At 66.3% G+C, this 26,796-nt stretch carries 26 protein-coding genes and 1 tRNA gene; 22 read left to right on the plus strand and 5 right to left on the minus strand.

Annotation, left to right across the window (positions count from 1 at the left end):
* From ACM1PE_RS05570 to ACM1PE_RS05610, 9 genes are all read left to right on the plus strand, one after another.
* Nucleotides 1-681 carry a Fe2+-dependent dioxygenase gene (locus ACM1PE_RS05570; protein ID WP_059378512.1) on the plus strand — a complete coding sequence of 227 codons (681 nt, stop codon included), beginning with the start codon at nucleotides 1-3 and terminating at the stop codon, nucleotides 679-681.
* A 350-nt stretch (nucleotides 682-1,031) separates the two neighbouring features.
* Nucleotides 1,032-1,304: an HU family DNA-binding protein gene (locus ACM1PE_RS05575; RefSeq protein WP_003812968.1), complete on the plus strand. Its 273-nt coding sequence runs from the start codon at nucleotides 1,032-1,034 to the stop codon at nucleotides 1,302-1,304.
* A 155-nt stretch (nucleotides 1,305-1,459) separates the two neighbouring features.
* Nucleotides 1,460-1,535 (plus strand) — tRNA-Val (locus ACM1PE_RS05580).
* 248 nt (nucleotides 1,536-1,783) lie between these two features.
* Nucleotides 1,784-2,590: an energy transducer TonB gene (locus ACM1PE_RS05585; protein ID WP_059380458.1), complete on the plus strand. Its 807-nt coding sequence runs from the start codon at nucleotides 1,784-1,786 to the stop codon at nucleotides 2,588-2,590.
* A gap of 1 nt (nucleotide 2,591) precedes the next feature.
* Nucleotides 2,592-3,566, plus strand: coding sequence for a MotA/TolQ/ExbB proton channel family protein (locus ACM1PE_RS05590; RefSeq protein WP_118932221.1), 975 nt, complete (start codon nucleotides 2,592-2,594; stop codon nucleotides 3,564-3,566).
* Complete coding sequence (locus tag ACM1PE_RS05595) at nucleotides 3,566-4,048, plus strand: ExbD/TolR family protein (protein WP_419342656.1); 483 nt, start codon at nucleotides 3,566-3,568, stop codon at nucleotides 4,046-4,048. Before ACM1PE_RS05590 ends, ACM1PE_RS05595 begins: the two co-directional genes overlap by 1 nt.
* Before the next feature lie 65 nt (nucleotides 4,049-4,113).
* Nucleotides 4,114-4,785, plus strand: a complete 672-nt coding sequence (locus ACM1PE_RS05600) for a response regulator transcription factor (protein ID WP_006218435.1) — start codon at nucleotides 4,114-4,116, stop codon at nucleotides 4,783-4,785.
* A 66-nt stretch (nucleotides 4,786-4,851) separates the two neighbouring features.
* Nucleotides 4,852-5,967, plus strand: a complete 1,116-nt coding sequence (locus ACM1PE_RS05605; RefSeq protein ID WP_223283347.1) for a sensor histidine kinase — start codon at nucleotides 4,852-4,854, stop codon at nucleotides 5,965-5,967.
* Complete coding sequence (locus ACM1PE_RS05610) at nucleotides 5,964-7,892, plus strand: potassium transporter Kup (protein WP_419342657.1); 1,929 nt, start codon at nucleotides 5,964-5,966, stop codon at nucleotides 7,890-7,892. The genes ACM1PE_RS05605 and ACM1PE_RS05610 overlap by 4 nt, the downstream gene beginning before the upstream one ends.
* 486 nt (nucleotides 7,893-8,378) lie before the next feature.
* On the opposite strand, the gene argG is transcribed toward ACM1PE_RS05610, so the two are convergent.
* Nucleotides 8,379-9,719, minus strand: coding sequence for an argininosuccinate synthase (gene argG / locus ACM1PE_RS05615; protein WP_013392627.1), 1,341 nt, complete (start codon nucleotides 9,717-9,719; stop codon nucleotides 8,379-8,381).
* Between the two features lie 82 nt (nucleotides 9,720-9,801).
* Nucleotides 9,802-10,728, minus strand: coding sequence for a LysR family transcriptional regulator (locus ACM1PE_RS05620; protein WP_118932224.1), 927 nt, complete (start codon nucleotides 10,726-10,728; stop codon nucleotides 9,802-9,804).
* Nucleotides 10,729-10,825: 97 nt separating this feature from the next.
* Between ACM1PE_RS05620 and ACM1PE_RS05625 the strand changes: the two genes are divergently transcribed.
* The 4 genes from ACM1PE_RS05625 (at nucleotide 10,826) to ACM1PE_RS05640 (ending at nucleotide 13,824) form a co-directional block, all read left to right on the plus strand.
* A complete protein-coding gene (locus ACM1PE_RS05625) occupies nucleotides 10,826-11,692 on the plus strand; it encodes an amidohydrolase family protein (protein WP_419342658.1) in 867 nt (288 codons plus the stop codon).
* Nucleotides 11,693-11,762: 70 nt separating this feature from the next.
* On the plus strand, nucleotides 11,763-12,716 hold the full coding sequence (locus tag ACM1PE_RS05630) for a Bug family tripartite tricarboxylate transporter substrate binding protein (RefSeq protein WP_059380453.1): 954 nt from the start codon (nucleotides 11,763-11,765) through the stop codon (nucleotides 12,714-12,716).
* 2 nt (nucleotides 12,717-12,718) lie between these two features.
* The gene (locus tag ACM1PE_RS05635) at nucleotides 12,719-13,249 is read left to right on the plus strand and encodes a carboxymuconolactone decarboxylase family protein (protein ID WP_251877129.1); all 531 of its coding nucleotides are present in this window, start codon (nucleotides 12,719-12,721) and stop codon (nucleotides 13,247-13,249) included.
* Between the two features lie 11 nt (nucleotides 13,250-13,260).
* Nucleotides 13,261-13,824 carry a hypothetical protein gene (locus ACM1PE_RS05640; RefSeq protein ID WP_419342659.1) on the plus strand — a complete coding sequence of 188 codons (564 nt, stop codon included), beginning with the start codon at nucleotides 13,261-13,263 and terminating at the stop codon, nucleotides 13,822-13,824.
* Nucleotides 13,825-13,927: 103 nt separating this feature from the next.
* On the opposite strand, the gene argF is transcribed toward ACM1PE_RS05640, so the two are convergent.
* Together argF and ACM1PE_RS05650 are read right to left on the minus strand one after the other, a co-directional pair.
* Nucleotides 13,928-14,869 carry an ornithine carbamoyltransferase gene (gene argF / locus ACM1PE_RS05645; RefSeq protein WP_059380465.1) on the minus strand — a complete coding sequence of 314 codons (942 nt, stop codon included), beginning with the start codon at nucleotides 14,867-14,869 and terminating at the stop codon, nucleotides 13,928-13,930.
* A 58-nt stretch (nucleotides 14,870-14,927) separates the two neighbouring features.
* Complete coding sequence (locus ACM1PE_RS05650; protein ID WP_059380450.1) at nucleotides 14,928-16,109, minus strand: aspartate aminotransferase family protein; 1,182 nt, start codon at nucleotides 16,107-16,109, stop codon at nucleotides 14,928-14,930.
* A gap of 219 nt (nucleotides 16,110-16,328) precedes the next feature.
* Here ACM1PE_RS05650 and ACM1PE_RS05655 point away from each other — a divergent pair, with 219 nt between their 5' ends.
* Entirely contained in the window at nucleotides 16,329-16,619 is a 291-nt protein-coding gene (locus tag ACM1PE_RS05655) for a DUF3579 domain-containing protein (protein ID WP_013392635.1), read from the plus strand.
* A 61-nt stretch (nucleotides 16,620-16,680) separates the two neighbouring features.
* Here the strand turns inward: ACM1PE_RS05655 and ACM1PE_RS05660 are convergent, their stop codons facing one another.
* Complete coding sequence (locus ACM1PE_RS05660; RefSeq protein WP_419342660.1) at nucleotides 16,681-17,400, minus strand: GntR family transcriptional regulator; 720 nt, start codon at nucleotides 17,398-17,400, stop codon at nucleotides 16,681-16,683.
* 249 nt (nucleotides 17,401-17,649) lie between these two features.
* Between ACM1PE_RS05660 and ACM1PE_RS05665 the strand changes: the two genes are divergently transcribed.
* The 8 genes from ACM1PE_RS05665 to ACM1PE_RS05700 all read left to right on the plus strand — a co-directional run bounded on the left by ACM1PE_RS05665 (nucleotide 17,650) and on the right by ACM1PE_RS05700 (nucleotide 26,752).
* Nucleotides 17,650-18,405 carry an aspartate/glutamate racemase family protein gene (locus tag ACM1PE_RS05665; RefSeq protein ID WP_251877125.1) on the plus strand — a complete coding sequence of 252 codons (756 nt, stop codon included), beginning with the start codon at nucleotides 17,650-17,652 and terminating at the stop codon, nucleotides 18,403-18,405.
* 74 nt (nucleotides 18,406-18,479) lie between these two features.
* Nucleotides 18,480-20,057, plus strand: coding sequence for an ABC transporter substrate-binding protein (locus tag ACM1PE_RS05670; RefSeq protein ID WP_419342661.1), 1,578 nt, complete (start codon nucleotides 18,480-18,482; stop codon nucleotides 20,055-20,057).
* A 62-nt stretch (nucleotides 20,058-20,119) separates the two neighbouring features.
* Complete coding sequence (locus ACM1PE_RS05675) at nucleotides 20,120-21,112, plus strand: ABC transporter permease (RefSeq protein WP_054451141.1); 993 nt, start codon at nucleotides 20,120-20,122, stop codon at nucleotides 21,110-21,112.
* Nucleotides 21,102-22,043, plus strand: a complete 942-nt coding sequence (locus ACM1PE_RS05680; protein WP_059380446.1) for an ABC transporter permease — start codon at nucleotides 21,102-21,104, stop codon at nucleotides 22,041-22,043. The genes ACM1PE_RS05675 and ACM1PE_RS05680 overlap by 11 nt, the downstream gene beginning before the upstream one ends.
* A 24-nt stretch (nucleotides 22,044-22,067) precedes the next feature.
* Nucleotides 22,068-23,261 carry an amidohydrolase family protein gene (locus tag ACM1PE_RS05685; RefSeq protein WP_059380445.1) on the plus strand — a complete coding sequence of 398 codons (1,194 nt, stop codon included), beginning with the start codon at nucleotides 22,068-22,070 and terminating at the stop codon, nucleotides 23,259-23,261.
* Complete coding sequence (locus tag ACM1PE_RS05690; protein ID WP_419342662.1) at nucleotides 23,261-24,748, plus strand: amidohydrolase family protein; 1,488 nt, start codon at nucleotides 23,261-23,263, stop codon at nucleotides 24,746-24,748. Before ACM1PE_RS05685 ends, ACM1PE_RS05690 begins: the two co-directional genes overlap by 1 nt.
* The gene (locus tag ACM1PE_RS05695) at nucleotides 24,745-25,779 is read left to right on the plus strand and encodes an ABC transporter ATP-binding protein (RefSeq protein ID WP_419342663.1); all 1,035 of its coding nucleotides are present in this window, start codon (nucleotides 24,745-24,747) and stop codon (nucleotides 25,777-25,779) included. Before ACM1PE_RS05690 ends, ACM1PE_RS05695 begins: the two co-directional genes overlap by 4 nt.
* The gene (locus ACM1PE_RS05700) at nucleotides 25,769-26,752 is read left to right on the plus strand and encodes an ABC transporter ATP-binding protein (RefSeq protein ID WP_059380442.1); all 984 of its coding nucleotides are present in this window, start codon (nucleotides 25,769-25,771) and stop codon (nucleotides 26,750-26,752) included. The genes ACM1PE_RS05695 and ACM1PE_RS05700 overlap by 11 nt, the downstream gene beginning before the upstream one ends.
* Nucleotides 26,753-26,796 lie beyond the last annotated feature (44 nt).

Genomic DNA, 26,796 nt, shown 5'->3' on the forward strand with positions numbered 1-26,796 from the left:
ATGCTCATACAGATCGCAGAAGTTTTCACGCCAGAAGAGGCGGCCGAGATCCGGCGCCGCCTGGATGCCGCCGATTGGGTCGACGGCAAAGTCACGGCCGGCTATCAGTCGGCCGAAGTCAAGCGCAACCGCCAACTGCCGGAGCAGCATCCTCTGGCGCAGGAGCTGGGCAATCTGATCCTGCAGCGCCTGGCGGCCAACAACCTGTTCATGTCGGCCGCGCTGCCGCGCAAGATCTTTCCGCCCTTGTTCAATCGCTACGAGGGCGGGGAAGCGTTCGGCTATCACGTGGACAACGCGGTGCGCGGCATCGCCGGCACGGCTGAGCGCGTGCGCACCGACCTGTCGGCAACGCTGTTCTTCTCCGACCCCGACTCCTACGACGGCGGCGAGCTGGTCATCGATGACACCTATGGTCCGCGCGCGGTGAAGCTGCCGGCAGGGCACATGGTGCTGTACCCAGGCACCAGCCTGCACAAGGTCAATCCGGTGACGCGCGGCGCGCGCGTGTCGTCGTTTTTCTGGATGCAAAGCCTGGTGCGCGAAGACAGTCAGCGCGCGCTGCTGCTGGACATGGACGTGGCCATACAGCGCTTGAATCAGGATGCCGCGGGGCATCTCTCGATCGTGCAACTCACCGGCATTTATCACAATTTGCTGCGTCGATGGGCCGATGTCTGACGCAAGTTAACGATCGTTTTCGAGGGTGTCGCGCAAACACCGAAATGCGTGTTTCTGTTTATTGCGAAACGGTCTAAAAGCTAGTATTGACGCGGGTTGTGGTGAGGTTTTCGCTTGACAGCCGCGCCACGCCAAGGCCTAATACACGTCTGCGTCGCTGGTGATTTGAAGGCAATTTGCCATTGAATCCAGGCGGCGCAGCAGTTTAAAAGTTGTGCTTCGCAGCGCAAGAAAAAAGTTTATCCACTGTCTGTTCGTCGTTTGTCGGTTTTGCGTCTTCAGCGGCGTCCATCATGACGGCCATGAACTGCACTCCGGCAGACTCAATACCTTGTGAGGGGTACACCTGAATGAACAAAACCGAACTCATCGATCACATCGCCAGCAAGGCCGACATCTCCAAGGCCGCCGCTGGTCGTTCGCTCGACGCCCTGATCGGTGCCGTCAAGACCACCCTGAAGAAGGGCGGTACGGTTACGTTGGTTGGCTTTGGCACGTTCGCTGTGTCGGCTCGCGCCGCTCGCACCGGCCGTAATCCGCGCACTGGCGAAACCATCAAGATCAAGAAGGCCAAGGTGCCGAAGTTCCGTCCGGGCAAGGCCCTGAAGGACGCCGTCAACTAATGGACGGCGGGCGGGTCGCAGGCATTCAGCCCTGGCGATTTGCCCACAATTGCGCGGTCCGGTATACTCCGGCCCGCGTATTGCTTTTGAGTGCCCCGGTTGGCAGTTGCTTGTACGGATTTTTCGCGAATTTCGTCTTGAGGCTGCATCAAAATGGGTGCTTAGCTCAGTTGGTAGAGCGGCGCCCTTACAAGGCGTAGGTCACAGGTTCGACCCCTGTAGCACCCACCAAAAGCTCCGATATGCGCTCCGCACAAAACCCGCACACGTCATGGTGGCGGGTTTTTTGTTTTGCGCGCGCCGTAACGCTCATGCCTGTTGATCCCGCCCGGAAATGTAAGACGGGGTCAGATGAAATAGGACTTGCGAATCATTCGCATTTAAGATATTGTTGTGGGCTTGTACCGGTCAGCCGGCGTCGCCATCGCGTGTGCGTCTTTCCTGGCTGGCCGGATAAGTCAATGCACCCTGGCTGATTCATGCCTAGTTTTCAACGCGGTTGGAATTCTTCTTCGCGCTCTTCATTCGGTATACGCGCAGGCGCTGGCCTGACGGTCCTGGCGCTGCATGCGGCAGTGATCGGCGCCATCTTCATGGCACCCGAGAATCGTCCTGAACTCGAGGAACCCGAAGCCATCATGGTGAGTGTGGTGGATGCGCCCATACCCCAGATCGCCAAGGCCGAACCCACTCCCGAGGAGCCGCAGCCGGTGACGGAAACTCCACCCGAGCCGCCGCAGCCCGAAGTCGAACCCGAGCCTGAACCCGAGCTCAAGCCCGAGCCGGAGCCTGAACCCGAACCGGAGCCAGTGGTCGAAAAGCCGCCGATGCCGGCGCCCAAACCCAAGCCCAAGCCGCCTCCCAAGCCTAAACCCAAGCCCGAGCCCAAGCAGGACGTCAAGGTCGAGCCCAAGCCGGAAGCGCCGAAGACGCCGCCCAGCGGCGCGCCCGAAGGCACGCAGGCGCCGCAAGGGCCGCAGCAGGGGCCGCCGCCGGATCAGCCGGTGCTGGTGTCCAGCATTGAATTCCAAGGCGCGCGCCCGATGCCCAACTATCCGATGGCGTCGCGCCGCATGCGGGAAGAGGGCCGGGTGGTGGTGCTGGTCGAGATCAACACCCAGGGGCTGGTAGAGCGGGCAACCATCGATGCGTCCTCGGGCTTTCCGCGCCTGGACGAATCGGCGCTGGCAGCCGCCCGCAAGGGCCGATTCAAACCGTATACCCGTAACGGCGTGGCCTATCCCGCCAAAGCCAAAATTCCGTTCGATTTCGTAATGAGGAACTGAGATGTCCAACGCACTGCATAGCGCCACCCTGGTGGCGCAGGCGACCACCAGCCCGGCAGCACCGGCTGCCGCCGCCGCTGCGCCCGCCGCGGCTGCGGCCGCGCCCGCAGCTCAACAAGCCGCCTCGACCGTCGGCGCCGTGGCTCAGCAATCGGCCGATGCGCTGCAAGGCGCTGCTGCCGCGCTGCCCTCGGCGCTGCCTGCCGCGCCGGCGCCCGCCGCGGTTCCCGACATGGGCTTCCTGCACTTCGTTGCGCAGAGCGACTTCGTCGGCAAGAGCCTCTTCATCATCCTGATCCTGATGTCGCTGGTGACCTGGTATCTGATCCTGGTCAAGGTCGCCAGCAACGTCAGCATGCGCAAGCGCTCGGCGGACTTTCTGAACAAGTTCTGGAACGCCAGCTCGCTCGAGCAGGTCGAAAACGAAATCGTCACGCACGGCGCGCGCGACCCGTTCTCGCACCTGGCCAGCCACGCCATGCATGCGCAGGCGCATCACAACAAGTTCGGCGCGACCAAGCTTGAAGAGTCGGGCAGCAACTCCGATTTCGTCACGCGCACCATGCGCAAGGTCATCGACGAAGAAACCGCCAAGCTGGAAAACGGCCTGACCGTGTTGGCCTCGGTGGGTTCGACGGCGCCGTTCGTGGGCCTGTTCGGCACGGTCTGGGGCGTGTACCATGCCCTGGTCGGCATCGGCCTGTCCGACGGCGTGACCATCAACCGCATCGCCGGTCCGGTGGGCGAAGCGCTGATCATGACGGGCCTGGGCCTGGCGGTCGCCATTCCCGCGGTGCTGGCCTACAACACCTTCGTGCGCAACAACCGCGTGTTCCTGTCGCGCCTGGATGCCTTTGCGCATGATTTGTTCGCGTTCCTGACCACCGGCCAGCAGGTCGCTCTGTCCGATGGCAAGGTGCGCGCCCTGCGCCGCCAGAACGGTAACGGCGCTGCGGCTCAACGCGGGAGCGAATAATGGCCTTTGGCAGCTTCGAGGGCAAAGGATCCGGAAGCAGTACGGTTTCCGAGATCAACATGGTGCCCCTGATCGACGTGATGCTGGTGCTGCTGGTGATCTTCATCATCACCGCGCCGCTGCTGGCGCATTCGATCAAGATCAACATGCCCCAGGTGGCGGCCGAGCAGATCGAGGAAGAACCCAAGACCGTCGACCTGGCCATCGATGCCAGCGGGGCGCTGTTCTGGGACGAGAAGCCGGTCAATATCGATGACCTGCCCAACCGCTTCAAGTCGATTGCCGGCACCAAGCCGCAACCCGAGATCCGCATCCGTGCGGACCAGAATACCCGCTACGAGACCCTGGCCAAGGTCATGGCTTCGGCGCGCCGTTCGGGCATGACGCGCATCGGGTTCGTCACCACGCCTCCTTCGGGCGGCGTCGCCGGCTCCGCCGCGCCCGCGGCAGCCGTGGCCGCCCCGGCTCCGTCCGCACCTTGAACGCTTCCCGGCCCCGGGGCGCATTTCGCGCCCCGTTCCGGCCGGGATCGCGCTAGAATCGCCGCATGCGAGTTCTGGTAATCGAAGACGACACCACCCTGGGCCACGCGCTCCAGGAATTTCTGGCCGACCAAGGCTATGCGGTCGACTGGCTGACCGAGGGCGACCGGGTTCTGGGCGCCTTGGCGGGGCAGCCTTACGACCTCATGCTGCTCGACCTCAACCTTCCTGGCATGAGCGGGCTGGACGTGCTGCGGCAATTGCGGCAGGACGGCAACCAGGTCCCTGTGTTGATCCTCACCGCCCGCGATGGCATCGAGGACCGCGTCGCCGGCCTGGACGCCGGGGCGGACGATTACGTCACCAAGCCTTTTGAACTGCCCGAGCTGGCGGCGCGCGTGCGCGCCTTCGGCCGGCGCCGCGCCGGTCAGGCGCAGCCCTTGATTGAAGTCGGCCCGCTGGTGTTCGACACCGTCGGCCGCGAAGTCCGCGCCAATGGCCAACGCCTGTCGCTGTCGGTGCGCGAGCTCTCCGTGCTGGAAATGCTGATGGCCCGCGTCGGCCGCGTCGTGACCAAGCGCCAGATCGTGAACTCGCTGTCGGCCTGGGATGCCGATTTCAGCGAAAACGCCGTCGAAGTCTATGTGTACCGCCTGCGCAAGCGCCTGGAAGGCACGGGCGCCAGCATTCAAACGGTGCGCGGCTTTGGCTACATGCTGGATGTGGAAACGGCCTGACGGGCCGGCTGCGGCCGCGTCGCGCCGGCCGCGCGCATCCATACGCCTAGGCGAGGGCATTGCGTCATGATGCAGGAACGCACTCCTACCGCTACTCCGGTTTCCCGTCCCTTGCTTCCCTCCCGTTCGCTGGCGCGGCATCTGGTCATTCGCCTGATGCCGCCGATCCTGCTGCTGGTCCTCTTGGACTTGGCGGCCACCTGGGTCATCACGCACAAGATCGACATGTCGCTCTGGATGCTGGAAGATTTCTTCTGGCTGATGGTGGTGGGGCAGGTCGCGCTGATCGCGCTGTTCACGTGGGTGGTGGTGCAGGGCGTGCGCTCGGGGCTGCGCTCGGTCAATCATCTGTCCGAAGAGATCCGGCAACGCTCCATCGACGACATGCAGCCGCTGGAAGTGGCAGGCGTGCCGGTCGAAATCGAGCCCTTGGTCACGCACACCAATGATTTGCTGCTGCGCCTGGATGCCTCGCTGGCGGCGCAGCGCCGCTTTATCGGCCATGCCGCGCACCAGCTGCGCACGCCCTTGTCGGGCCTGCGCCTGGAGTCGGAGCTGATGCTGGCGCGCCCCTTGCCCGACGACGTGCGCGCGCGGGCCGAGCGCATCAAGGCAGTGAGCGACCGCATGATCCGTCTGGGGCAGCAGCTGCTGGTCCTGGCGCGGGCCGATCCCAACGCCCGGCCGCAGGACAGCTTCGTGCGCATCGACCTCTGCGAATGGGTGCGGGCGAACGGCGCCGAATGGTTTCCGCGGGTGCGCGAGGCGCACTACGAGCTGGATCTGGTGGCGCCGGACGCGCCCATCTGGATCGACGCCGACCCCTTGCTGCTGGCCGAGCTGCTGGGCAACCTCATCGACAACGCGCTGCGCTACGGCAACAAGACCGGCCGCATCACGCTGATCGTCGGCGCCAATCCGCCTTCGCTGACCGTGGAGGACGATGGGCCGGGGATTTCCCCCGATGAGCGCGAACGCGTGTTCGAGGCCTTCTACCGTTCTCCCACCGCGACCGCGGGCGGGTCGGGCCTGGGGCTGGCCATCGTGCGTGAAATCGCGCACGCGCACGGCGCCTGGTGGAAGCTCACCAGCCGTCCGGACTTTTCAGGAACACGGCTGTCCGTCGTGTTTCCCGGCCCTCGCAAGGGGGCCCAACTTACTCGTCAAGAACCTACATCATGAGCCAAGGTTCGGTCAGCGTTCCTTCATCGTCCAACGGGCAGGCACTCGGCGGGCACGCGCCATCGTCGCGGGCCGCCCTCATCATGGGGGCGCTGGGCGTGGTGTACGGCGACATCGGCACCAGCCCCCTGTATACCCTGCGCGCCTGTCTGACGGGCCTGAGCGTGCACACCGACCTGGAGCCTGCCCACCTGCTGGGCGTACTGTCCATCCTGTTCTGGATGCTGATGGTGGTGGTGTCGTTCAAGTATGTGACGCTGGTGCTGCGCGCCGACAACCGTGGCGAGGGCGGCACGCTGGCCTTGCTGGAGCTGGCGGTGCGCGGGCGGGAAGGCAAGCTGCGCTGGGTGCTGATCGTGCTGGGCATTTTCGGCGCGGCGCTGTTCTATGGCGATAGCATGATCACGCCGGCCATTTCAGTGCTGTCGGCGCTGGAGGGGATAGGCATCGTGTCGCATCAGCTGGACGCCTGGGTCGTGCCACTGTCGCTGGTGGTGCTGATCGCGCTGTTTGCGATCCAGTCGCACGGCACGGGGGCCATGGGCAAGCTGTTCGGTCCGGTGATGCTGTTGTGGTTCGGCACGCTGGCCGCGCTGGGCGGCTGGCAGATCTGGCAGACGCCGGAAGTGCTGCGGGCCTTGAATCCGATGTGGGGCCTGCGTTTCATCGTCGAGTTTCCGTGGATCAGTTTCGTGCTGCTGGGGGCGGTGGTGCTGGCCCTGACTGGCGCCGAAGCGTTGTATGCCGACATGGGCCACTTCGGCCGTCCGGCGATCCGCCGCGCCTGGTTCAGCATGGTGCTGCCGGCCCTGACGCTGTGCTATTTCGGCCAGGGCGCGCTGCTGTTGCGCGATCCGACCGCGATCCGTAATCCGTTCTTCATGATGGCGCCGGAATGGGGGCTGGCCCCGCTGGTGGCGCTGGCCACCATTGCGACCATCGTGGCGTCGCAGGCGGTGATTTCCGGCGCCTACTCGGTCACGCGCCAGGCGGTGCAGCTGGGTTTCTGGCCGCGCATGCAGATCCTGCACACCTCGGCCATCGAGAAGGGCCAGATCTATCTGCCGCAGGTCAATGCGCTGCTGTTGTGCGCGGTGCTGGTCCTGGTGCTGCTGTTCCGCAATTCGGACAACCTGGCTGCCGCCTATGGGTTCGCGGTCACGGGAACGATGTTGACGACGTCGGTGCTGGCGTTCGCGGTGCTGCCGCGCGGTTCGACCGGCATCAAGCGCGTGCTGTGGCTGGTGGCGCTGGGCCTGTTGCTGCTGTTCGATGTGCTGCTGTTCTCGGCCAACGTGTTCAAGATCCACGAGGGCGGCTGGTTGCCGCTGCTGGTGGCGATCGTGGTGTTCACGCTGATGATGACGTGGCGTCGCGGCCGCAGGCTGCTGTCGGAGATGCAGAAGCGGGACCGCCAGCCGCTCAAGGAATTCATGGCGCAGCTCGAAGAGTACCCGCCGTCGCGGGTGCCGGGCACGGCCATCTTCATGACGATGAACTCGGGCAATGTGCCGCCGGCGTTGCTGCATAACCTGAAGCACAACAAGGTGCTGCACGACCATGTGCTGTTCCTGACGATTCTGGTGGCGGACGTGCCCTATGTCTCGCCCGAGGAGCGCTTCTCCGTGACCAAGCTGTCGGCGTCGAGCTGGCAGGCGACGATCAATTACGGCTTCAAGGAAGATCCGGACGTGCCGGAGGCGCTGCGGCTGGTGGCGGAGGCGTATCCGGAGATCGATCTGGAACCGATGCGGACTTCCTACTTCCTGTCGCGGCAGACCGTGGTGGCGGCGAAGAAGCCGGCGTTGTGGCGCTGGCGGCGGGCGGTGTTTTCGTTCATGGCGCGGAACTCTACGCGGAGTACGAAGTTCTTCAAGATTCCGGCTAATCGGGTGGTGGAGATGGGGATGCAGGTGGAGCTTTAGGCTCTGGGGTTCTTGCGCCGGGGTGATGAGTTCTTATGACGCCTGTGGCGAGGGGGCCTGGGACGCGCGGGGCAACGATTGCGGCCCGGAGCCTTCGCTCCGGGCTTCCCCGTCGTCATCGTCGTCCTCGCCTTCGGCGACTCCTACCGATTCCCTCGGGCTTATCGACGCCCCGCGCGTCCCAGGCCCCCTCGCCACAGGCTGCGTCAGCTGAATTTGTCCGGTCGCAGGGGAGGGCGGTGTGCTTGGCGTTCTCGCCTAGGGTGGGGGTATGGCGATGGATCTTGCGGGGCTCGCCCCCGGCCGGCCGCGCGGGCGGCCTTTGGGGGCTTACGCGGTGTCTTGCGATTGATGATGGCGCTGCGCGGCGGTGGTGACTGCTTCTGGTGGTGACGCGCCTCTTTGACTTTGGCGCCCGATTCATGCGCTCCAAACAAAAAGCCCTTCGGCATGCCGAAGGGCTTTTTGGTTTTTGGCTTTGAAGAATTACTTCTTCTTGCCTTCGTCGCTCAGCTGCGGCAGCGAGCTGCCGGAGGAGGCGAGCAGGCCGGTCTTCACGTAGGTGAAGAGCTTGCCGCGGGTGTCGACGATGTCGAGGTTGCGCATGGTGAGCTGGCCGATGCGGTCCGCGGGCGTGAACGGGGCGTTTTCGACCTTTTCCATGGACAGGCGCTCGGGTGCGTAGGTCAGGTTGGGCGATTCGGTGTTCAGCAGCGAGTAGTCGTTGCCGCGGCGCAGTTCGATGGTGACTTCGCCGGTGACGGCGCGGGCGACCCAGCGTTGGGCGGCTTCGCGCAGCATGATGGCTTGCGGGTCGAACCAGCGGCCCTGGTACAGCAGGCGGCCCAGCTTGCGGCCGCTTTCGCGGTACTGCTCGATGGTGTCTTCGTTGTGGATGCCGGTGACCAGGCGCTCGTAGGCGATGAACAGCAGGGCCAGGCCCGGGGCTTCGTAGATGCCGCGGCTCTTGGCTTCGATGATGCGGTTTTCGATCTGGTCGCTCATGCCCAGGCCGTGGCGGCCGCCGATGCGGTTGGCTTCGAGCATCAGCTCGACCGGGTCGCTGTATTCCACGCCGTTCAGGGCGACCGGATGGCCTTCCTCGAAGCGGACGGTGACTTCCTCGGCCTTGACGGCGACGTCGTCGCGCCAGAAGGCGACGCCCATGATGGGCTTGACGATGCGGATGCCGGAGTTCAGGTGCTCCAGGTCCTTGGCTTCGTGGGTGGCGCCCAGCAGGTTGGAGTCGGTGGAGTAGGCCTTTTCAGCCGACATCTTGTAGTCGAAGCCGGCCTGGCGCATGTACTCGGACATTTCCGAACGGCCGCCGAGTTCGTCGATGAAGCGCTGGTCCAGCCAGGGCTTGTAGATCTTCAGGTCCGGATTGGTCAGCAGACCGTAGCGGTAGAAGCGCTCGATGTCGTTGCCCTTGAAGGTGCTGCCGTCGCCCCAGATGTTGACGTCGTCTTCCTTCATGGCCGCCACCAGCATCGTGCCGGTCACTGCGCGGCCGATGGGGGTGGTGTTGAAGTAGGTGATGCCGGCGGTCGAGATGTGGAACGCGCCCGATTGCAGGGCGGCGATGCCTTCGGCCACCATCTGCGCGCGGCAGTCGATCAGGCGGGCCTTTTCAGCGCCGTAGGCCATGGCCTTGCGCGGGATCTCGTCGTAGTCGGACTCGTCGGGCTGGCCCAGGTTCGCGGTGTAGGCGTAGGGGATGGCGCCGTTGTTGCGCATCCACAGGAGCGCTGCGCTGGTGTCGAGGCCGCCGGAGAAGGCGATGCCGACCTTCTGGCCGGTGGGAAGGTTCGGGAGGATAGTGGTCATTGTTTGAAGTGAGACGCCAACAGGACTTGGACAGCAGACTTTGACAGCTGCTAGCCGCCAAACAAGAGAAACGGACGCTATTTTAACTCTTTTGCCGCGGTCGGGCCGGCGGGGCGAACAGGGCCGGCAGCTCCAGCCGGCGGATCAGGAGCGCGGTGGCGGCAGCCAGCCGGGTGGCCGGGCGGTGGCGGGCGCTGGCCAGCACCAGATCATTGGTGATGGTCGGGTCGACGATGTCGCACAGCGACAGCTCATGCTCGGCGGCGGGGCCGCGCGCGGCCGAGCGCGGCAGGATGGCGTAGGCGTCGCCCTGGGCGGCCAGTTCGACGATGGTCTGGACCGCGTCGACCTCGACGGCGATGGTCAGGCGCACGCCCTGGGCGCGGCACACGCTTTCGACCAGGGTGCGGATGGCGTTGGGCAGGCTGGGCACCACCAGCGGGTAGTCGCCCAGTTGCGCCACGGCGATGCGCGGGGGCAGGGCGGGCCGGTGGCCGGCCGCGGCCACCAGCACCAGGTCTTCGCGGAACAGCGATTCGTAGGCCAGCTGGGGCGAGGGCGCGGGATCGTAGAGCAGGGCCAGGTCGACGCGGCCGGCCAGCAGCCATTCGCGCACCTGGGCGCTGAGGCCCTCGGCCACGGCGATGGAAGCCTCGGGGAAACTGCGGCGGAAGGCCTGGACCAGCGGCGGCGTGAGTACACGCGCGATGCGGGGCGGCAGGCCCACCACGACCTTGCCGGTGGGCGTCTCGCGCAGGCTTTGCAGGTCTTCCTTGGCGCGTTCGGCCAGGGTCAGCAGGGCGCGGGCGTGCTCCAGGAAGCGCAACCCGGCTTCGGTGGGTTCGGCGCCGCGCCCGTTGCGGTAGAGCAGATGCTGGCCAAGCTCCAGTTCCAGCAGGCGGACCTGGCGGCTGAGCGTGGGCTGCGCCACGTCCAGCATTTCGGCCGCGCGCGAGAAGCTGCGCCGCTCCGCCACGCGCAGGAAGTATTCGATCTGCTTGAGGTCCATCGGATATTCGAAAAATCTATATCTGAAATCAAAGATATAGCATTGTTGGGCGGCGGGCAATCCGGGACCATGGCGTTTTCAACGCAGGAACTCGCCCGTGCCCGATTGCCGTCCTCCACTAGCCGCGCCGTCCCGTCCCCGCCACGCCTTGCCGCCGGGCGCCTGCGATGCGCATTGCCACGTGTTCGGGCCGGCCGACGTGTTTCCGTACGCCGAGGGCCGCTCGTACACGCCGCCGGATGCGCCTTACCAGGCCATGGCGGCGCTGCACAACCGCCTGGGCGTGGAGCGCGCGGTGGTGGTGCAGGCCAATTGCCATGGCTCGGATCATCGCGCCCTGCTGGATGCGCTGGCCCAAAGCGGCGGCCGCTATCGCGGCGTCGCTCTGCTGGGAGCGGACGCGACCGAGGCCGGCGTCAAGCAACTGCATGAGGGCGGCGTGCGCGCCGCCCGTTTCAACTTCGTGCCGCATTTGGGCGGCGCGCCCGATCCGGCGGTCTTTGACCGCGTCGTGGCGCTGATCGCGCCGCTGGGCTGGCACCTGTGCCTGCACCTGGACGGCGCGATGCTGCCGGAGCTGCTGCCGCGCCTGGCCGCGCTGCCGCTGCCCTTCGTGGTCGACCACATGGGACGGCTGAAGGCGAGCGATGGCTTGGCGTCGCCGGCGATGCGGGCGCTGCTGGGCCTGGCGCAGGTGCCGCAGGCCTGGGTCAAGGTATCGGGCATCGACCGCATCGCGTCGGGCAAGCGTCCATACGCCGAGGGCCTGCCCTTCGTGCGCGCGCTGGCCGAGGCCTTGCCCGAACGCTGCCTGTGGGGCACGGACTGGCCGCATCCGAACGTGGCGGGCGACATGCCGGATGACGGCGAGCTGGTCGACCTGTTTTTCGAAGCTTGCCCCGATGCGGCCCTGCGCCAGCGCATCCTGGTGGACAACCCGGCGCGGCTGTACGGATTCGAGTAGGCGCGGCAAACGCCGCCGCCATCTGGCGGCGTGCGAACGACAAGAAAATTCCATTCAATCAGGAGACACCATGTTCAAGAAAATACTGTCCGCCGGCCTGCTGAGCCTGGCCGCCCTGGGATCCGCCCATGCCGATGGGCCGGTGCGCCTCATCATCGCCTTCCCGCCTGGCGGGCCGGTGGATCTGGTCGGCCGGGTCTTGGCCGAGCAATTGGGCAAGGAGCTCAAGCAGCAGGTCATCGTGGAGAACAAGGCCGGCGCCAACGGCAACATCGCCGCAGCCTACGTTGCCAAGGCGCCCGCTGACGGCTCGGTGCTGTTCCTGACCAGCGTGGGCGCGGTCGCGATCAGCCCGGCGCTGTACAAGGACTTGCCGTATGACCCCGTGCGCGATTTCGCGCCGGTGTCCAAGGTGGTCAACAACGCCACGGTGTTCGTGGTCAATCCGTCCAATCCGGCGGCCGACGCGGCTGACTTCGTCAAGAAGTCCCAGGCTGCCTCGCAGTCGGTGGCGATCGGCTCGTCGGGCATCGGCAGCATTCCCCACCTGACTCTGGAAATGTTCGCCGATTCCAGCAAGGCGAACGTGATGCACGTGCCTTACAAGGGCGCGGCGCCGGTCATCAATGACGTGATGGGCAACCAGGTGTCGGGCTTCTTCGGCGACGTGCCGGGCCTGATCGGCCATATCCAGGGCGGCAAGCTGAAGCCCCTGGGCATCGCCGCGCCTACCCGCCATCCGCTGCTGCCCGAGGTCAAGACCCTGGCCGAGCAGGGCATTGCCGGCGTGGAGTCCAACAATTGGTACGGCATCGTGGCGCCGGCCGCCACGCCGCCTGCCACGATCGACAAGCTCAACCAGGCCGTGCGCGCCGCGCTGAACACGGAGAGCGTGCGCGCCCGGCTGGAGAAGTTCGGGGCGCAGGCCGCGCCCGGCAGCCCGCAGGAACTGGCTGCCCTGATCGCATCCGACCGCGAGAAGTGGACCTCGCTGATCCAGCGCAAGAACATCCGTCCGGAGTGAAGATGAACGCATGCAGAGTAGGGCTGGTGACGCCGGGCAGCCGCCCGGAACTGGCCGCGATCGAGGCGCGGATATCGGCTGCACGGGGGCGCATCTCGCCGCTGTACCAGGTGTTGCTGAACAGCCCGGCCGTGGTTCAGGGCTGGGAGGCCATGCTGACCGCGATCCGCCTGAACACGGCGGTGCCGCCGCGCCTGCGCGAACTGATCATCCTGCGCGTGGCGACCTTGAACAATGCGCCGTACGAGTTCGAGGCGCATGTGCCGCACGCGCTGGCCGCTGGCATGCCGCAGGCGCTGGTGGACGCATTGCGCGGCGGTCCGGCGCCGTCGGCGCTGCAGGGCCTGGAAGCCGGCGAGGCCGAAGTGCTGGCGCTGACGGACGCCATGACGCGCGACATCGAGGTGCCGGACGCCGTGTTCGCGCCGCTGCGCGCGCGCTACGATGACACGCAGCTGGTGGAACTGGCGGCGACCGTGGGCGCGTACAACATGGTGTCGCGCTTCCTGGTGGCCTTGCGCGTCGGACATTGAAGGAGACTGGAGTGCAGGAAACCGTATTGCTGGTATCGCTGGGCGAGCGCTTCGACACGCCGCGCGCACTTGAACTTGAACAGACCCTGACCCAAGGATTGGCAGGCTTGCGCGCCGCCGCTTATGCCGCCCTGGAAGAGGACGAAACCTACGTCTATCTGCGCGGATCGGCAGCGGCCTTGCCGGAAGCGCAGGCCCGCCTGGCCGAGAGCTTCCCGGGCGCGCGCAGCCGCGTGCTGCATCAGACGCTGGACCTGGCGGGCGCCTCGGCGGGGCAGGACGCGCCGTGGCATTACATCGTCGAGACCGACGTGTTGCCCGAGGCGGAAGCCGACCTGAACGCCTGGTACGACCAGGAGCATCTGCCGGGCCTGGCCTCGGTGCCTGGCACGGTGCGCGCCATGCGCTATGAATGCCGCGACGAGTCGCCGCGCTATCTGGCCTGCTACGACCTGCACACGCGCGAAACCTTCGGCAGCCCGCCCTGGCTGGCCGTGCGCGCCAGCGACTGGAGCAGCCGCGTGCGGCCATCCTTCCGCAATACGCGCCGGACCATGTTCAAACGGATTCTGTAATTGCGCGGCGTCCGCCGCATCGGATTTGAATTCGGGTTTGTCGTGCCCATGAAAAAAGCCTGCGCATCGCGAGATGCACAGGCTTTTCCATATGGGGGTGGTCTTACTTGATCTGGCCCAGCAGCAGGAACTCCATCAGCGCCTTCTGCACGTGCAGGCGGTTTTCGGCTTCGTCCCAGACCACGCTTTGCGGGCCGTCGATGACTTCGCCGGTGACTTCCTCGCCGCGATGGGCGGGCAGGCAGTGCATGAACACGGCCTGGGAATCGGCGGCGGCCATCATTTCGGCGTCCACGCACCAGTCGGCGAAAGCGGCGCGGCGCTCTTCGTTTTCGGCTTCATAGCCCATGCTGGTCCAGACGTCGGTGGTGACCAGGTGCGCGCCCTTGCAGGCTTCCATGGGGTCCTTGAATTGGCGCAGCACCGTGGCCGGCGGCGTGCCGATGCGCGAGGCTTCGAGTTCGTAGCCGGCCGGGGTCGACACGTGCAGCGTGAAACCCAGCATTTCCGCGGCTTGCAGCCAGGTATAGGCCATGTTGTTGGCATCGCCCACCCAGGCCACCGTCTTGCCGGCGATGGGGCCGCGGTGCTCGATGTAGGTGAAGATGTCCGCCAGGATCTGGCAGGGGTGGAATTCGTTGGTCAGGCCGTTGATCACCGGCACGCGCGAGTGCGAGGCGAAGCGCTCGATGCGGGTCTGCTCGAACGTGCGGATCATGACGATGTCGACCATGCGCGAGATGACGCGCGCGGTGTCTTCGATGGGCTCGGAGCGACCCAGCTGCGAATCGTTGGAGGTCAGGTTGATGACCGAACCGCCCATCTGGTACATGCCGGCCTCGAACGACACTCGGGTGCGCGTGCTGGCCTTTTCGAACACCATCGCCAGCGTGCGGTCATGCAGCGGCATGTGGGGTTCGTAGCGTTTGAACTTGTCCTTGATCAGGCGCGCGCGGTCCAGCACGTAGGCGATCTCGGCGGACGAGAAGTCCTTGAACTGCAGGAAGTGCCGCAGCGGGCCGTTTTGAGTCGTGGGAGGTGTCATGGTGATGTCGCAGGTCATGGGGCCCGGCCAGGCTCATGGCCCGGGCGGGACGTTGATTTTATGGTGTTTCGGCCAGGAATTCCTGGATGAGCGGAACCAGGATGGCGACGATGCGGTCGGCTTCGTCGCGGTTGAGGATGAGCGGCGGCAACATGCGGATCACGCGGTCGCGCGTGACGTTGATAAGCAGGCCGGCCTGCATGGCGCGCAGGGCCAGCACGCCGCAGGGGCGGGCCAGCTCGATGCCCAGCATCAGGCCGCGGCCGCGGATGTCGGTGACGCCCGCGACGCCGGTCAGCGCATCGGCCAGGGCGGTTTTCAGGTGATTGCCCACGTCGTGGGCGTTGGCGAGCAGGTTTTCGGATTCCAGCGCATCCAGCACGGCCAGCCCGGCCGCACAGACCAGCGGGCCGCCGCCGAACGTGGTGCCGTGGCTGCCGGGGGTTAATACGCCCGCGGCGGGGCCGGCGGCCAGCATGGCGCCGATGGGCACGCCGCCCGCCAGGCCCTTGGCCAGGGTCATGACGTCGGGCACGATGTCGGCCCACTGGTGGGCGAACCACTTGCCGGTGCGGCCGATGCCGGACTGGACTTCGTCGATCATGAGCAGCCAGCCGCGCTCGGTGCACAGCCGCCGCACTTCCTGCAGATAGGCGATGTCGGAGGGGCGGATGCCGCCTTCGCCCTGCAGCACTTCCAGCAGCACCGCAGCCACGCGCGGCTCGGCGTCGCCGGCGGCGCGCACCGCGTCCACGCTGTTGTAAGGCACCTGAATGAAGCCCGAGGGCAGGGGCTCGAAGCCCTTGCGCGCCTTTTCGCTGCCCGTGGCCGCCAGCGTGGCCAGCGTGCGGCCATGCCAGGACGAATCCATGGTGATGATGTGGGCGTGCTTGTTGCCGCGCTGGTAGGCGTAGTAGCGCGCCAGCTTGATCGCGGCTTCGTTGGCCTCGGAGCCGCTGTTGTTGAACGCGACTTCCCGCATGCCGGACAGCTGCGTCAGGCGAGCGGCCAGCGCGGTCTGCTGCGGCACTTCGTAGATGTTCGAGGTATGGATGACGCGGGCGGCCTGCTCGCTGATGGCGGCCACCAGTTTCGGATGGGCGTGGCCCAGGCAGGACACCCCGATGCCGGCCAGCGCGTCCAGGTACTTGCGGCCTTCGGCGTCCCACAGCCAGACGCCCTGGCCGTGCGTGAACGATACCGGCAGCCGGGCGTAGATATTGGCCAGAGGCGAAGTCATCGAGGATCCTCCTGTGGATGAAGCGGATTGCGCCGGGACTCAGCCGGAGTTCCCGTGGGATGCCGCCGGGGTTGGCAGTCCGGACAGCTCGTTTTCCCAGGCGAATCGCTTTTTGAAAGAGGGCAAAGGATCAATCATATACAATTCGCGGCGCAGGGCGCATGTTTGATCACGCCGAAGATCCGGCTTTCGTGAAGGGCGCGCTGTAGTGAAGAACTCATGGCAACTCGCGTCAGACAATTCGTAATTCATGGCGTTACCGAAAGCGGTAGCCGCTTTCGCCCCAGCGATTGGGCGGAACGGCTCGCCGGCGTAATGGCACAATTCCGGCCCGCCGGCTGTGCCGGTAACCACCTCACCTATTCGCCCTATGTGCTGCCCGTCGTGATCGACGGCGTGCGCGGGATCGTGGTCGATCTGCGTTTGCGCGATCTGGAACCGCTGGCGTACAAGTTCGTGGTGGATTTCGCTCGCGACAACAACCTCAAGACGGAAGAGCGCGAAATCTAGGCTCTCCAACCAAAAAAGCGCCCTCACCGGGCGCTTTTTCGTTGGGGGGCTTCGTGCGTCCCTACGTGCCGTAGCGGTCCAGGATCTTGCGGATATCGCGCACGCCCTGGCCGTCCGCGGTCAGCAGCGCGCGCGCGGTCACCGATTCCAGGTGATGCTCCAGCAGGTGCAGCACGTGCTTCTCGTCGCGCGCGCGCAGGCCCGCCACGATCTCCATGTGTTCACTGACGGCGCATTCGCTCGAATGCGGCCGGCCATAGAGGGCCAGGATCAGCGAGCAGCGCGACACGATCTCGTTCACGTAGCGCGCATACACCGCATTGCCCGACAGCTCCGCCATCAGGATATGGAATTCGCCTGACAGCCGGATGGATTCGTTGGTGCTGCTGCGCTTGCGGGCTTCCTCTTCCTGCGCCACGTGCTGTTCCAGCCTGGTCAGTCCGGCTTCGGTGATGTGCTGCAGCAGCCGGCGCGTGACGTCGCGCTCCAGGCAGCGGCGCGCCTCGAAGATGTCGTGCGCCTCTTCCAGGCTGGGGCGGGCCACCGCGGCGCCGCGGTTCGGCCGCAAATCCACCAGCCCTTCGCTGAACAAGCGTGTCAGCACGCTGCGGACGATGGTCCGGCTGACGCCAAAACGCTCGCCGATGATGTCCTCGGGCAGCTTGTCGCCGGGCAACAGGGCCTGCTCGATGATGGCTCTGCGCAAATTTTTGTATACGATTTCGTTGCGACTGATGTCTTTCTTGGCGGGCTCGTCGGCCGGCGGCGCGAGGGACTTCATCTTCTTGTTGGCTCCTATGCCTGCGCGCTTTTTAGGGTGTTGGAATGGTCCGGCAGGCGCTGCCGGCGCGCGTTTTTCTCTGTGCTGGGAAGCATACTACACCCGGGCCTAAGGGTTAGCGATAGCTTGCCGTCGAGATTCTGCGGAGTACATTGGCGACATAAATCGTATACAAATTTTTATACAAAACAAGCGTGATCGTTCTTTAATGATCATATTGTTTGTATACAAGTTCACAAAGGCTGATCCATGTCCGCTGTACCCCAGGCCGTCGCACCCGAGCTGTCCCTTTCCTCGCCTTACCGCCTGCTGGTGGTCAACGGCAACACCACCTCCGAGCTGACGGCCAGCCTCGCCAGCCAGGCCGAGGCCTTTTACGGGGACAGGGTCCGCATCCATGCGGTTACCGCCGGGTTCGGCCCCGCCTACATCGCCAGCCGCGCGGAGGCGGCTGTTGCCGCCCACGCCGTGCTGGACATCGTGGAGCGGGCGGCGGGCGAGGGGCCGGACGGCGGATTCGACGCCTGCCTGCTGGCCTGCTTTGGCGAACCCGGCATCGGCGCCGTGCGCGAACGCCTGGACGTACCCGTGGTGGGCATGGCCGAGGCCTCCATCCTGAGCGCCCTGCAGCGCGGCGACCGCTACGCCATCGTGACGGTGGGACAGCGCTGGCCCGGCATGCTGCGCGAGCAGATCCGGCAGCTGGGACTGGAGTCCCGCTGCGCCGGCATCCTGGCCCTGCCGGGCAATGCCCTGGACTACGTGTCGCGTTCGGCCGAGTCGGCCTTGCAGGTCAGTCGGGCGCTGGACGCCGCGGTGGCGCAGGGTGCGGACGTGGTGATCGTGGCGGGCGCGGCGCTGGCCGGCTACCTGCCCAGCCTGCCGCGCCTGCCGGCCGTGCCCATCATCGATTCCTACCGCGCCGCCCTGGCCCAGGTGCTGGCGCTGGCGTCCCTGGAGCGCGCGCAGCGGCTGTCGCTCGTCCGCCCGGGCGCGCATTCCTAGCCATTTCGTCTTACCCACCGCGCCGGGCTCGACCCCGGCGAGTTCAGACCGATACACAAGGGAGAGTTGCAGCCATGAAGACTTTGCTCAAGTGGACCGCGGGCGCCGTGATCGCGCTGTCGGCCATCACGGGGGCCAACGCCGCCAACACGCTGAAGTGGGGCGCGGCCCGGGACCTGGATTCGCTGGATCCGTATTCCTACGGCAGCACCTTCAACCTGGCGTTCCTGAACCATGTGTACGAAGCGCTGATCCGCTATGACGACAAGTTCAACATCACGCCCGCGCTGGCGGAGTCCTGGGAGACGCCGTCGCCCACGGTGCTGCGCTTTCATTTGCGCAAAGGGGTGAAGTTCCACAATGGCGCGCCGTTCTCGGCGGACGACGTGGTGGCGTCGATGACGCGGGTCTCGGACGAAGCTTCTCCCCTGAAGGGCAATCTGCCGGCCTTCAAGGCGGTGCGCAAGGTCGATGACTACACGGTCGACATCGAAATGACGCATCCGTATCCGTTGATGCTCAACGACCTGACCAACATCTTCATCTTCAACCGCCAGTGGCTGGTGGACAACAACAGCCTGAAGCCGACGGACGCCGCCAAGAAGATCGAAGGCTATGCCACGCATAACGCCAACGGCACCGGCCCCTTCAAGGTGGAGTCGTACCGTCCGGATACGCGCACCGTGCTGGTGGTCAACCCCGGCTGGTGGGACAAGCCGCGCCACAACCTGGACCGCATCGAATTCACGCCCATCGCTTCCGCGCCCACGCGGGTGGCGGCGTTGCTGTCGGGCGATATCAATTTCACCGAGAACGCGCCGCTGCAGGACCTGGACCGGCTGCGCGCGGCGTCCAACGTCAAGGTGCTGGCCTCGACCGAGCTGCGCACGCTCTATTTCGGTTTCAACCTGGGCGACAAGCTGGTCGGCTCCAACATCACCGACAAGAATCCGCTGAAGGATCTGAAGGTGCGCCAGGCGCTGTACATGGCGCTGTCGCCGGAGCTGATCCAGAAGCGCGTGATGCGCGGCCTGTCGCGCACCACGGGCGCGCTGGTGGCGCCGTCCATCCCGGGCTACGAGGCCAGGCAGGAAGAGCGCCTGCCGTTCGACGCCGCGCGTGCCAAGAAGCTGCTGGCCGAGGCGGGCTATCCGGATGGCTTCACGGTGTCGCTGCTCTGCTCGAACGACATGTTCGTCAACGAGGAGGAAATCTGCCAGGCCGCCGCCTCCATGTGGGCGCGCATTGGCGTGAAGGCCTCGCTGGCCAGCGGTCCGCGTTCGCTGCAGAACCCCAAGCGTTCGCGCGGCGAGTTCGACATCACCATCCACGGCTGGGCCAACGAGCCGCAGATCGACGCGCTGTCCATCCTGCTGCAGGTGATGCACAGCCGCAGCGGCCCGGCTGGGGTCTTCAACTGGGGCCAATGGGGCGATCCGGCGCTGGACGCCAGGATCGACGCCGCCGCGGCTGAAATGGACCGTCCCAAGCGGGTGCAGATGATGGCCGACGTGCTGCAGACGCTGCATGACGACGTGCGCTTCCTGCCGCTGCATCAGCAGCCGATGGCCTGGGCCGTGGGCAAGAGCGTGGGCGAGGTGCTGCAGATGCCGGACAACAAGGCGCGCCTGTGGACCGTACGCATGCAGTGACACCGCGGACCGCCGTCTGCCGGCGGTCCTGCGTATGACTAGGGTCTGAAGGGGAGCCGCACATGCTGGCATTCATAGTGAGACGGGTCTTCAACGCGGTCGGCGTCATGCTGGCGGTGGCGCTGATGGCCTTCGTGATTTTCCGGTTCGTCGGCGACCCCGTCGACATGATGCTCAACGAGCAGGCCTCGCAAACGCAGCGCGATGAACTGCGCGAACGCCTGGGGCTGAACGCGTCGGTGGGCATGCAGTTCGTGCACTTCGTGACCAACGCGGCGCAGGGCGAGTTCGGCATTTCCTACCGCAACCAGCAGGACGTGTTCGCGCTGGTGGCCGAACGTTTTCCGGCCACGTTTGAACTGGTGCTGATGGCGACGCTGCTGTCGCTGGTCATCGGCGTGCCGCTGGGCGTGCTGACCGCCATCTACCGCAAGTCGCGCCTGGCGCAGGCGCTGCAGTTCGTGTCCATCCTGGGCATATCGCTGCCCAGCTTCGTGGTCGGGATCATGCTGATCCTGATCTTTTCGGTGCAGCTGGGCTGGCTGCCGGGCTTCGGGCGCGGCGACACGGTGAAGATTGGCTGGTGGACCACCGGCCTGCTCACGCCCTCGGGCCGCGCCGCGCTGGTGCTGCCGTCCATCACGCTGGCGCTGTTCCAGATCACGCTCATCATGCGCCTGGTGCGGGCCGAAATGCTGGAGACGCTGCGCACCGAGTTCATCAAGTTCGCCCGCGCGCGCGGCCTGCCGGATCGCATCGTGCATTTCCGGCTGGCCCTGCGCAACTGCCTGATGCCGGTGATTACCGTGACTGGCATGCAGATCGGCAACCTGATTGCCTTCGCGCTGATTACTGAAACAGTCTTCCAGTGGCCCGGCATGGGGCTGCTGTTCATCCAATCGGTCATGTTCGTGGACATCCCCGTCATGGCCGCTTATCTGGTGATCGTGTCCTTCATCTTCGTGGCGCTGAACACGCTGGTGGACATGATGTACGGCGTGGTCGACCCGCGCCTGCGCAGCCAGCACGTCAAGGGAGGCGCCAATGCTCACTAAGCCATTTTCCGCAACGGGGCAGGGCCGGCTTGCCCGCTTCCTGCGCAGCGATCTCTGGTGGAACCTGAGGCAGGACTACGTAGCCATGGGCGCGGGCATCGTGCTGCTGGCGGTGGTGCTGCTGGCCGTATTCGCGCCCTGGATCGCGCCGCAGAACCCGTACGACCTGGCGCAGCTGGACCTGTTGAACGCGGAGCTGCCGCCCGTCTGGGAGGCAGGCTCGGATCCGCAGTTCCTGTTGGGCACGGACACGCAGGGCCGCGACGTCTGGTCCGCCATCCTGTACGGCTCGCGCATGTCGCTGGTGATCGGACTGGCCACGGTGGTGCTGTCGCTGGCCATCGGCCTGCTGGTGGGGCTGGCGGCGGGCTATTTCGGCGGCTGGGTCGACAACGCGCTGATGCGCCTGGGCGATACGTTGCTGAGCATCCCGACGATCCTGGTCGCGATCCTGGTGACGGCGGTGTTCCGCCAGCTGTTGCCGCCCGGCATGCGCGAAACCCTGTCGGCCGTGATCCTGATCCTGGCCATCTCCATGACCAACTGGGTGCAGTACGCCCGCACGGTGCGGGCTTCGGCCCTGGTGGAGCGCGGCAAGGAGTACGTGCAGGCGGCGCGCCTGATCCGCGTGAGTTCGCTGCGCATCATGCTGACCCACATCCTGCCCAACACGCTGACGCCGGTCATGGTGACGGCCACCTTGAACCTGGGCCTGGCGATCCTGATCGAGGCCACGCTCAGCTTCCTGGGCGTGGGCATGCCGCCCACCGAACCGTCGCTGGGCACGCTGATCCGCCTGGGCAACCAGTTCCTGTTTTCGGGGCAGTGGTGGGTGGTGGTGTTTCCCGCGCTGTACCTGAGCCTGATCGTGCTGGTGGTGAACCTGCTGGGCGACTGGCTGCGCGACGCCCTGAACCCCCGCCTGCGCTGAACGCAAACCGACAAGAGTAGAACGATGGAAAACGCAACGCTGTATACCCAAGTCCGCCCGGCAGGCGGCGAGATGACTTCGGTGCTGGTGCGCGACGGCCGCATCCAGGCGCTGGGCGGACCGGCTCCCGCCGGCGTGCCGGTGGTGGAGGGGGGCGGCGCGCTGATGCTGCCGGGCCTGATCGACGCCCACGCGCACCTGGACAAGACCATGTACGGCATGCCCTGGTATCGCAATGAAGTCGGCCCGCGCCTGATCGACAAGATCGAGAACGAGCGCGCCGAGAAGAGGCGCCTGGGCATCGATCCGTACCGCCAGTCGGCGCGCCAGCTGGTGATGTCGATCGGCGACGGCACCAGCCATATCCGCAGCCATGTGGACGTGGACACGGACATCGGTCTGGCAGCGATCGAAGGCGTGATGCGCGCGCGCGAGCAGTACCGCGACCAGATCGACGTGGAGATCGTCGCCTTCCCGCAGAGCGGGCTGCTGATCCGCCCCGGCACGCTGGAACTGATGGACGAGGCCCTGCGCATGGGCGCGGAAGTCGTGGGCGGGCTGGATCCGGCCGGCATGGACCGTGATCCCAAGGGCCATCTGGACGCCATCTTCGGGCTGGCCCAACGGCACGGCAAGCCCATCGACATCCATCTGCACGAAGCGGGCGAACTCGGCGCGTTCTCGATGCAGATGACCATAGACCGGGTGCTGGCGCTGGGCATGCAGGGCAAGGTCACCTTGTCGCATTCATTCTGCCTGGGGATGCCCGACACTTACGCAGTGCAGGCATTGACCGAAGGCTTGCTGAAGGCCGGCGTGCACATCATGACCACGGGCTCGGCCTCGCGGCCGGTGCCCAACGTGGCGAAGCTGCACGCGGCCGGCGTCACGGTCTGTACCGGCAACGACGGCATGCGCGACACCTGGGGCCCCTACGGCAAGCCCGACATGCTGGAGCGGACCATGCTGGTGGGCCTGCGCAACAACTTCCGCCGCGACGACGAACTGGATCTGGCGCTGCACGTGGCCACCTACGGCAATGCGCAGGTCATGGGCTTGTCCGACTACGGTCTGGCGCCAGGCTGCCACGCCGACTTCGTGCTGGTGGACGCCGAGACGGTGGCCGAAGCCATCGTCTCGCGCCCGCCGCGCAAGCTGGTCGTCAAGGGCGGGCGCGTGGTCGCGCGCGACGGCCGGGCGCTGGCGGAGGCGCCGTGATGAGCGCGCCGCAAGGTCCCGTCCTGCTGACCGCCCGTTGGGTGGTGGGCCACGAGAACGGCCGCCATTGCCTGTACGAGAACGGCGAGGTGGTGTTCGAGGGCGACCGCATCGTCTACGTCGGCCACCGCTATCCGGGGCAGGTCGCGCAGCGCCGCGATTACGGCCGGGCGTTGATCGGCCCGGGCTTCGTGGACCTGGACGCGCTGTCCGACCTGGACACGACCATCCTGGGCTTCGACAATTCGCCCGCCTGGAAAAAGGGCCGCATCTGGCCCGAGAGCTGCATGAAGCGCGGGCCGTACGAGATGTACACGGCCTCCGAGCTGGCGTTCCAGAAGCGCTATGCCTTCGCCCAGCTGATACGCAACGGCATCACGACGGCGCTGCCGATCGCGTCGCTGTTTTACCGGGTGTGGGGCGAGACCCGCGACGAATTCCTGTCGGCGGCCAACGCGGCCGGCGAACTGGGTCTGCGCGTCTACCTGGGGCCGGCCTATCGAAGCGGCCACACCTATGTGGACGCTGCGGGCAAGATCCGCTGCCACTACGACGAGGCGCGCGGCATGGCGGGGCTGGCCGAGGCCCTGGCTTTCTGCGACGAGATCGAAGGCCGCCACAACGGCCGGGTGCGCGCCATGCTGTCGCCCGACCGCATCGAAACCTGCACGCCTGCGCTGTTGCGCGCTTCGGCCGCCGCGGCGCGCGAGCGGAACATTCCGATCCGGCTGCATTGCTGCCAATCGCGCCTGGAGTACGACCTGGTGCTGGAGCAGCACGGCATGAGTCCGCCGGAATGGCTGCAAAGCCTGGACTTCCTGTCCGAGCGCGCCTTGCTGCCGCATGGCACCTACGTGTCGGGTTCGCGCCATATCGAGCGGCCCGGGCGCGACCTGGAAATCATCCGCGACGCCGGCGCCAGCATCGTGCATTGCCCGTTGGTATCGGGACGCCACGGCGCCACGCTTGAATCGTTCGCGCGCTACCGCAAGCTGGGCGTGAACATCGGCATGGGCACGGACACCTGGCCGCCCGACATGGTGCTGAACATGCAGGTGGGCATGATGCTGTGCCGAGTGGCCGATGGCTCGACCGAGGCGGTCCGCTCCGAGGACTACTACGACGCGGCCACGGTGGGCGGGGCTGACGCGCTGGGCCGCCCGGACCTGGGCCGGCTGGCCGTGGGCGCCAAGGCCGACATCGTGGTGTTCGATTTTTCGCACGACCGCAACGGCCAACTGATCGATCCCGTCCAGACGCTGATGGTGAGCGGCAGCGGGCGCGACGTGTCGCAGGTGGTGATCGACGGCCGCTTCGTGATGGTGGACGGGCGCATCCCCGGTTTCGATGCGCGCCTGGCGCAAGAGCAGGCGCAGACGCAGTTCGACGGGCTGGTGGCCCGCTACCCCGACCGCACCTGGGGCCATCCGCCGGCCGAGCAGATTTTCTCCTCCAGCTATCCGCGTCCCGCAAGGAGTCCGTCATGATGGCCATCGTTCCCAACACCACGCAGCCGCCGGCCGCGGCCAACGTCGCGCCGACCCTGTCCGTGCGCGGCCTGTCGGTCGAATTCCCCACGCGCCACGGCGTCCTGGTCGCCACGCGCGACATCAGCTTCGATATCCAGCCCGGCGAGATCCTGGGCATGGTCGGCGAATCCGGCGCCGGCAAGTCGCTGACCGGCATGGCGGTGATCGGCTTGCTGGAGCCGCCCGGACGGCTGGGCGGCGGCGAGATCCATCTGGCGGGCAGGCGCATCGACACCCTGCCGCCCAAGGCGCGCCAACGCTTGCGCGGCAAGGAAATCGGCGCGATCTTCCAGGATCCGCTGACCAGCCTGCATCCGCTGTTCACGGTGGGCGACCAGCTGGTCGAGACAATCCGCCATCATGACAAGGTGAGCGCTCAGGCGGCGCGCCAGCGGGCGCTGGAGCTGCTGCTGGCCGTGGGCATTCCGGCGGCGGACAAGCGCATTGACCACTATCCGCACCAGTTCTCCGGCGGCATGCGCCAGCGCGTGGTGATCGCGCTGGCCCTGGCGGCGCGGCCGGCGCTCATCATCGCCGATGAACCCACCACGGCGCTGGACGTATCGGTGCAGGCGCAGATCACGGCGCTGTTGCGCCGCCTGTGCCGCGAGCAGGGCACCTCGGTGCTGCTGGTGACGCACGACATGGGCGTGATCGCCGAGACCACCGACCGCGTGGCGGTGATGTACGCGGGCCGCATCGTCGAGATCGGACCGGTGCTGGACGTGCTGCGCCGGCCAGGCCACCCCTACACGCAAGGCCTGATGAATGCGATTCCCGGCCTGCGCCAGCGCGCGGCCCGGCTGAACCAGATTGACGGCGCCATGCCGCGCCTGCACGCCATGCCCGACGGCTGTGCTTTCCACCCGCGCTGTGCGATGGCGGGGCCGCGCTGCAGTCAGCAGCGCCCGCCGCTGGGGGCGTCCCCGGCCGGCGCCACCGTCAGCGCCTGCTGGCTGCATCAAGGAGGAGTCGCCCATGCCGCATAACGATGATGTGTTGTTGCGGGCCGAAGACCTGGCCTGCTGGTTCGACGTGTCGCCGCCCTGGCTGGAACGCACGTTGTCGCGCCAGCCCGAGCAGACCTTGAAGGCGGTGGACGGGGTGTCGTTATCCGTGCCGCGGGGAACGACGTTGAGCATCGTGGGCGAATCGGGCTGCGGCAAGTCCACGCTGGCGAAGTTGCTGGTGGGGCTGGTGGCGCCGACGCGCGGAACGCTGCGCTACGGGCGCAACCGCAAGGGCGGCGTGCTGCATCCGCAGATGATCTTCCAGGATCCGTATGCCAGCCTGAATCCGCGCTGGCGGGTGGGCAATATCGTGGCCGAACCAATCACGACGCTGGGCTTGCGGGCCACGCCGGCCGAGACGCGGCGCAGGGTCGACGAGCTGCTGGAGCTGGTGGGCCTGTCCGCCAGCGACGCCGGCCGTTTCCCGCACGAGTTCTCCGGTGGCCAACGGCAGCGCATCTCGATCGCGCGGGCGCTGGCGACGGAGGCGGAATTCCTGGTGTGCGACGAGCCGACCTCGGCGCTGGACGTGTCGGTGCAGGCGCAGATCCTGAACCTGATGGGCGATCTGCAGAAGGAGTTCGGGCTGACGTACGTGTTCATCAGCCACAACCTGTCGGTGGTGCGGCATGTGTCCGACAGCGTGGCGGTGATGTACCTGGGCCGCATCGTGGAGCAGGCGCCTGCGGATCAGCTGTTTGATTCGCCACAGCATCCGTATACGCGGATGCTGCTGGATACGATTCCGGATCTGGATGATCCGCGGCGGGATCGGGAGCCGATGGGGGGCGAGGTGCCGAATCCTATATTGCCGCCGTCAGGGTGTACGTTTCATCCACGGTGTCCGATGGCGCGGGAGCAGTGCAAGGTGGAGGCGCCGGCGGTTGTCGGGGTCGGCGGGCGGCAGTTGCGGTGTCACGCGGTGGCTTGGGATGCAGTGCGCGCCGCGTGATCTTGTCGAGGATCGGCTCCTAGGGCGCCAACCGCGCCGTGGAT

It is taken from the genome of Achromobacter sp. PD1 (assembly GCF_048541815.1).
GTDB classification, from domain to species: Bacteria; Pseudomonadota; Gammaproteobacteria; order Burkholderiales; family Burkholderiaceae_B; genus Achromobacter; species Achromobacter bronchisepticus_A.

Bases quoted from the DNA above. Each gene is read 5' to 3' on its own strand.
- argF (WP_059380465.1), bottom strand. From the start codon at position 14,869: ATGACACCTCCCACGACTCAAAACGGCCCGCTGCGGCACTTCCTGCAG.
- ACM1PE_RS05590 (WP_118932221.1), top strand. From the start codon at position 2,592: ATGTCCAACGCACTGCATAGCGCCACCCTGGTGGCGCAGGCGACCACC.
- ACM1PE_RS05575 (WP_003812968.1), top strand. From the start codon at position 1,032: ATGAACAAAACCGAACTCATCGATCACATCGCCAGCAAGGCCGACATC.
- ACM1PE_RS05650 (WP_059380450.1), bottom strand. From the start codon at position 16,109: ATGACTTCGCCTCTGGCCAATATCTACGCCCGGCTGCCGGTATCGTTC.
- ACM1PE_RS05630 (WP_059380453.1), top strand. From the start codon at position 11,763: ATGTTCAAGAAAATACTGTCCGCCGGCCTGCTGAGCCTGGCCGCCCTG.
- ACM1PE_RS05675 (WP_054451141.1), top strand. From the start codon at position 20,120: ATGCTGGCATTCATAGTGAGACGGGTCTTCAACGCGGTCGGCGTCATG.
- ACM1PE_RS05635 (WP_251877129.1), top strand. From the start codon at position 12,719: ATGAACGCATGCAGAGTAGGGCTGGTGACGCCGGGCAGCCGCCCGGAA.
- ACM1PE_RS05595 (WP_419342656.1), top strand. From the start codon at position 3,566: ATGGCCTTTGGCAGCTTCGAGGGCAAAGGATCCGGAAGCAGTACGGTT.
- ACM1PE_RS05680 (WP_059380446.1), top strand. From the start codon at position 21,102: ATGCTCACTAAGCCATTTTCCGCAACGGGGCAGGGCCGGCTTGCCCGC.
- ACM1PE_RS05685 (WP_059380445.1), top strand. From the start codon at position 22,068: ATGGAAAACGCAACGCTGTATACCCAAGTCCGCCCGGCAGGCGGCGAG.
- ACM1PE_RS05605 (WP_223283347.1), top strand. From the start codon at position 4,852: ATGATGCAGGAACGCACTCCTACCGCTACTCCGGTTTCCCGTCCCTTG.
- ACM1PE_RS05585 (WP_059380458.1), top strand. From the start codon at position 1,784: ATGCCTAGTTTTCAACGCGGTTGGAATTCTTCTTCGCGCTCTTCATTC.
- ACM1PE_RS05690 (WP_419342662.1), top strand. From the start codon at position 23,261: ATGAGCGCGCCGCAAGGTCCCGTCCTGCTGACCGCCCGTTGGGTGGTG.
- ACM1PE_RS05660 (WP_419342660.1), bottom strand. From the start codon at position 17,400: ATGAAGTCCCTCGCGCCGCCGGCCGACGAGCCCGCCAAGAAAGACATC.
- ACM1PE_RS05695 (WP_419342663.1), top strand. From the start codon at position 24,745: ATGATGGCCATCGTTCCCAACACCACGCAGCCGCCGGCCGCGGCCAAC.
- ACM1PE_RS05670 (WP_419342661.1), top strand. From the start codon at position 18,480: ATGAAGACTTTGCTCAAGTGGACCGCGGGCGCCGTGATCGCGCTGTCG.
- ACM1PE_RS05620 (WP_118932224.1), bottom strand. From the start codon at position 10,728: ATGGACCTCAAGCAGATCGAATACTTCCTGCGCGTGGCGGAGCGGCGC.
- ACM1PE_RS05665 (WP_251877125.1), top strand. From the start codon at position 17,650: ATGTCCGCTGTACCCCAGGCCGTCGCACCCGAGCTGTCCCTTTCCTCG.
- ACM1PE_RS05570 (WP_059378512.1), top strand. From the start codon at position 1: ATGCTCATACAGATCGCAGAAGTTTTCACGCCAGAAGAGGCGGCCGAG.
- ACM1PE_RS05610 (WP_419342657.1), top strand. From the start codon at position 5,964: ATGAGCCAAGGTTCGGTCAGCGTTCCTTCATCGTCCAACGGGCAGGCA.
- ACM1PE_RS05655 (WP_013392635.1), top strand. From the start codon at position 16,329: ATGGCAACTCGCGTCAGACAATTCGTAATTCATGGCGTTACCGAAAGC.
- ACM1PE_RS05600 (WP_006218435.1), top strand. From the start codon at position 4,114: ATGCGAGTTCTGGTAATCGAAGACGACACCACCCTGGGCCACGCGCTC.
- argG (WP_013392627.1), bottom strand. From the start codon at position 9,719: ATGACCACTATCCTCCCGAACCTTCCCACCGGCCAGAAGGTCGGCATC.
- ACM1PE_RS05700 (WP_059380442.1), top strand. From the start codon at position 25,769: ATGCCGCATAACGATGATGTGTTGTTGCGGGCCGAAGACCTGGCCTGC.